This window comes from Ferrovibrio sp. (genome assembly GCF_002796975.1).
GTDB lineage: Bacteria > Pseudomonadota > Alphaproteobacteria > Ferrovibrionales > Ferrovibrionaceae > Ferrovibrio.
The window spans coordinates 59,752-64,445 of record NZ_PEKV01000009.1 but is presented as its reverse complement, the minus strand read 5'-3'; the positions used below and the strand labels follow the sequence as shown (position 1 = coordinate 64,445).

Below are 4,694 nucleotides of genomic sequence, written 5' to 3'. Positions count from 1 at the left end.
CGAACTGCCGCATACCGAAGTGGCGCAGATTCTTCTGGAAGAGTCCGGCTATATCCAGATGTGGCAGGACGACAAGTCGCCCGAAGCGCCGGGCCGGCTGGAAAACCTGAAGGAACTGATCAGCGCGCTCACCGAGTTTGAGAATTTCGCCGGTTTCCTCGATCACGTCGCGCTGGTGATGGACACCGAGAATACCGAAGACGCCGAGATGGTCAGCCTGATGACCCTGCACGGCGCCAAGGGTCTGGAGTTCGACTACATCTTCCTGCCCGGCTGGGAGGAGGAACTGTTCCCCAGCCGCCGCTCGCTGGAAAACAACGGCACGGCCGGCCTGGAGGAAGAGCGGCGCCTCGCTTATGTGGGCCTGACACGGGCACGTAAGCGGGCGCATGTCAGTTTTGCTGCCAACCGCCGCATCTACAACCAGTGGACCTCGGCGATCCCGTCGCGGTTCCTGGATGAACTGCCGCGCGAGCATGTCGACCAGCGGCAGCAGACCGGCGTCTATCGCGGCGCACAGAGTGGACTGAACTCGCTGGGCTATATCGGCGGCGGCTTCTCCGAGAGCGGCACGCGCAGCGGCGGCTATCAGGGCACCAACTGGGATCTCTCGCCCAGGCAGCAGCCCGGCACCATCGAGGGCCGCGCGCGCCGCATCCGCGACGAAGACGTGACGCGCATCACCGACGATGCCGCCTTCTCGGTTGGTGATCGCGTATTCCATCTCAAATTCGGCTATGGCCGCATTCGCGGTATCGAGGGCAACAAGCTGCAGATCGCCTTCGAGAAAGCCGGCGAAAAGCGCGTAATCGCCTCCTTCGTCGAGAAAGCCTGAAAAGACAACGACAATGCCGCTCTCCCCTGAATTCTGGTCGGTCGAGCTGGATGTGCCGGTCGATCTGGTGCCGGCCGCCGAAGACCTGCTGGCCGAGGCCGGCATTGCAGTGTCGTCCTACGAAGTCGTGCAGCCCGGCGTGGCGATGAGCCCGGACTGGCGTGTGCAGGTGCTGTTCGATGCGCCACCCGATGAGAAGGACTGGCGCAGGCGGCTGAAAGACATCGCGGCCGTCCTCGATATTCCCGCAGTGATCCGTTTCGCGCATCTGCCGGCGAAAGACTGGGTGCGCCATACCAACAAGCTGAACGCGCCTTTCATGGCCGGACGCTTCTTCCTCTATGGTGCACATGACGCCGGCCAGGTGCCTCCGGGCGCCTTTGGCATCCTGCTGGATGCCGGCCTCGCCTTCGGTACCGGCCGCGCGCCGTCCACCTATGGCTGCCTGCAGGCGATCGACGATCTTTGCCGCGTGCGCCCGCCGCAGACCATGCTGGATATGGGCACCGGCTCGGGTGTACTGGCGATGGCCGCCGCCAGGGCCGGTGCCCGCGCCGTGCTGGCGGCCGATATCGACCCGGTCGCCACCGACGTGACGCGCGACAATGTCAGGCTGAACGGCCTGAGCCGGCGCATCGCGGCGATCACCGCGTCACGCCCTGACGATCCGCGTCTGACGGCGGCGGGTCCGTATGATCTGGTGGTGGCGAATATCCTGGCCGGGCCGCTGTGCCATATGGCATCCGGCCTTGCCCGCCTGGTGGCGAGCGGCGGTCATTTGGTACTCTCCGGCCTGCTGGCCAAAGAGGAGCGCCTGATCGTCGCCCGGTACAGGACGACAGGCCTTACCCTCGCGCGGCGGATCCCGCGCGAAGGCTGGCACACGTTAGTGTTCCGGCGCCGCGCCGCTTAGGCGGCGACGACATCCTTGCTCTTCAGCACCTGAACCTTAGCGGTGCCGACATCGTTCGATGCCGTGACCATATTGCCCGGGCGATAGATTTCGCCGGCGACGGCCGCAGGGATATCCGAGCGGCTCAGTCCCATGTCATGCAGGGTTCGGTCGTCCAGGCCGCGCAACTCGGCTTCTGCCGCGGCACGCTCCCAGAGGAAGGCCATGCGCTGCAGCACGCTGCCGACGGCATGGCCGAGCGACTGGCCAACCAGTGCGACGCGGACATCCCTGGCCGGAACGCCGAGCGCGAGCAGATCTTCGCGCGTGAAGCTGTCGACCTGCGGTGCAGGCCTGGCGAAAACCGCATTCCAGCCGCGGGTCAGCAAACCGGCGATGGCACGGGCACGGGCGCGGCGGGCTTCCCGCTCCAGCTCGACGTAATCGGTCAGGCCGAGAAACAGGTAGGGCCGGCTGTTGAGGGTATTGGGAGTCTTGGGTGCGCGCGGGGTTTGCATGGCTATCTCCTTCACAATGGGATAAGCCGCCCCGGGTGTTCCTCAGCAGTGGTGCGTAGGATTATGAAAATACGTCAGCACTGCTGTCTCTTATATTGCGCTGCGGTATAGAATTTTCAAGGGCAATTTTGTTAAATTTTACAGCAAATTCAATTATGTATAAATAATGACCGTCTGCCCAATTTTTCCGCCTACGGACTAATCAGGCAAGCTTTGCAGTCTTGTGCGAGCAGCCATGCACGATACGAATAGCAGTCAAAACGAAAAAGGCGTGGCCCCAGGGCTGGGGTCCACGCCTTTAATCGCTCGGTCTGCCGGGACATCCGCTCCATCCCGGGGGGAGGAGAAGAGGACGGGGCGGTACGCGCCCCGGCACCGATGGGGGCCTGTTAAAAGACTTAGGCAGCGTGACGCGGCACCAGGCGGATCACCTGGTCGGTCAGGGCATTCTCGTTCACCGCAGCGGCGACCGGACGCTCCACCAGGCCGGCGACGGCAGCCGGGATCTGCGAGCGGCTCAGGCCGATGTCACGCAGCATGGCATCATCGAGGCTGGCCAGTTCGGCGAGGGCGCGCTGCTGGGCCAGACGGGCCTGCAGGCGGGTGCCGACGGACTTGAGGGCGACCCAGCTCTTGAAGATCAGGTCGGCGATGGCTTCGGCGCGGATACGACGCGCATAGGCTTCGATCTCAACGGCCGTCAGCGGCGCGAGATTGGCCGGAAAGGCGAAAGCGGTCTGGTTGCGCAGGGTATTCATGGTAGTCTTCCTTTTCTGTGTGCCGGGCATCCTCTGCATCGCGGCCACGACGGGAATATTGCACTGCACCCATTAAAAATCAACGACTTAGATATGATTTGTTTGCACACACAGCATTGCAGAAAGTGCATAGCTTGTCTGGACAGGGTGGCCGGACCACCTCATAATTTCAAAGATTCGACAACGAGTTAGGATCAGGAATACCCAATGACGCTGCACCAGCCGCCGCAACTGTCCGGTCTTCCCGAATCCGCCGCCGCATGGCTGCGCGGCATTGCCGCCGCCCCGAAAGTGTTCGGCGACTTTCCCGGACTCGCGCTGCTGCCCGCCGATCTGCCGGTGGATCGCGCCAAGGCCGAAAGCCTGGTGGCTGAACTGGCCGCACGCTATGCCGCCGCTATCGAGGACCGCGCCGCCGTCCCTGCCCGGCTGGCCGCTTTGCGCACCGAGTTGAAAAAGCGCGGTCTGGCCGGCCTGATCCTGCCGCTGACCGACGAGTATCAGAGCGAATACCTGCCGATGCGGGCGCAGCGCCTGACCTGGCTGACCGGCTTCACCGGTTCGGCCGGCACCACGGCCGTGCTGCTCGACAAGGCAGGTGTGTGGAGCGACGGACGCTATACACTGCAACTCGACGCGCAGGTCGATGGCGCGCTGTTCGAACGCCTGCATATCACCGACAGCCCGCCAACCGACTGGCTCAAGGCCAATCTGAAACAGGGCGAGCGCTTCGCCTACGATCCCTGGCTGCATACCGAAGCCGGCGTGAAGCGGCTGCAGGAGGCCTGCATTGCCGCCGGCGCCGAACTGGTGGCGGTGGACGACAATCCGCTGGATACCGTGTGGGCCGACCAGCCGCCGCCGCCGCTCGGGCCTGTGCGCGTGCAGGATCAGTCGCTGGCGGGCCTGTCGGCGCAGAAAAAGCGGGCGACGATTGCCGAAGCCGTGAAGGCCAATGGCGCCGATGCCGTGGTGCTGACTCTGCCGGAATCGATTGCCTGGCTGCTGAACATCCGTGGCAGCGACGTGCCGCATACGCCGCTGCCGTTGTCGATGGCCGTGCTGCATAGCGATGCCAGCGTCGATCTCTATATCGATAGCCGCAAACTGGATGCCACCGTCCGAAAACATCTCGGCGACGTGCGACGGCATGATGTATCGACCTTCCCGTCGGCGCTGACCGCGCTGGGCGAGGCGCGCAAGAGCGTGCAGGTCGATCCAGCCACCGCGGCGGTCTATGTGTTGCAGCGGCTGGAGACGGCCGGCGCAAAACTGGTGCGCAGCGAAGATCCCTGCCTGCTGCCCAAGGCATGCAAGACCACGGCCGAACTGGACGGTACCCGCGCGGCGCATCGCCGCGATGGCGCGGCGGTCAGCAAATTCCTCTGCTGGCTGGATGCCAATGCCACGAAAGGCGGTGGGATCGATGAGATTGCAGCCGTGGAAAAGCTGGAAAGCTTCCGCCGGCTGTCGAACGAGCTGCGCGACCTGTCGTTCAGCACGATCTCGGGTGCGGGTTCGAACGGCGCCATCGTGCATTACCGCGTTACGCCCGACACGAATAAAAAACTCGAACCCGGCACTCTCTATCTGGTCGACAGCGGCGGCCAGTATCCCGATGGCACCACCGACATCACGCGTACCGTGGCCATCGGTGAGCCGACGGCCGAGATGCGCGACCGCTATACCCG

At 64.0% G+C, this 4,694-nt stretch carries 5 protein-coding genes; 3 read left to right on the top strand and 2 right to left on the bottom strand.

Features of this window, described 5'->3' with window-relative positions:
- Together CTR53_RS10985 and CTR53_RS10980 are read left to right on the top strand one after the other, a co-directional pair.
- Positions 1-835: 3'-5' exonuclease (locus tag CTR53_RS10985; RefSeq protein WP_290812851.1), on the top strand; the 835-nt coding region annotated here is incomplete at its 5' end.
- Between the two features lie 13 nt (positions 836-848).
- Positions 849-1,748 (top strand): 50S ribosomal protein L11 methyltransferase, encoded by a 900-nt coding sequence (locus CTR53_RS10980; RefSeq protein ID WP_290812848.1) that lies wholly within the window; start codon positions 849-851, stop codon positions 1,746-1,748.
- Here the strand turns inward: CTR53_RS10980 and CTR53_RS10975 are convergent.
- Together CTR53_RS10975 and CTR53_RS10970 are read right to left on the bottom strand one after the other, a co-directional pair.
- Positions 1,745-2,245 (bottom strand): DUF1127 domain-containing protein, encoded by a 501-nt coding sequence (locus CTR53_RS10975; protein ID WP_290812845.1) that lies wholly within the window; start codon positions 2,243-2,245, stop codon positions 1,745-1,747. The two genes, CTR53_RS10980 and CTR53_RS10975, sit on opposite strands and share 4 nt — an antisense overlap.
- 398 nt (positions 2,246-2,643) lie before the next feature.
- Positions 2,644-3,003, bottom strand: a complete 360-nt coding sequence (locus CTR53_RS10970) for a DUF1127 domain-containing protein (RefSeq protein WP_290812842.1) — start codon at positions 3,001-3,003, stop codon at positions 2,644-2,646.
- Between the two features lie 207 nt (positions 3,004-3,210).
- Here CTR53_RS10970 and CTR53_RS10965 point away from each other — a divergent pair.
- Positions 3,211-4,694: aminopeptidase P family N-terminal domain-containing protein (locus CTR53_RS10965; protein ID WP_290813308.1), on the top strand; the 1,484-nt coding region annotated here is incomplete at its 3' end.

Bases quoted from the DNA above. Each gene is read 5' to 3' on its own strand.
- CTR53_RS10980 (WP_290812848.1), top strand. From the start codon at position 849: ATGCCGCTCTCCCCTGAATTCTGGTCGGTCGAGCTGGATGTGCCGGTC.
- CTR53_RS10975 (WP_290812845.1), bottom strand. From the start codon at position 2,245: ATGCAAACCCCGCGCGCACCCAAGACTCCCAATACCCTCAACAGCCGG.
- CTR53_RS10970 (WP_290812842.1), bottom strand. From the start codon at position 3,003: ATGAATACCCTGCGCAACCAGACCGCTTTCGCCTTTCCGGCCAATCTC.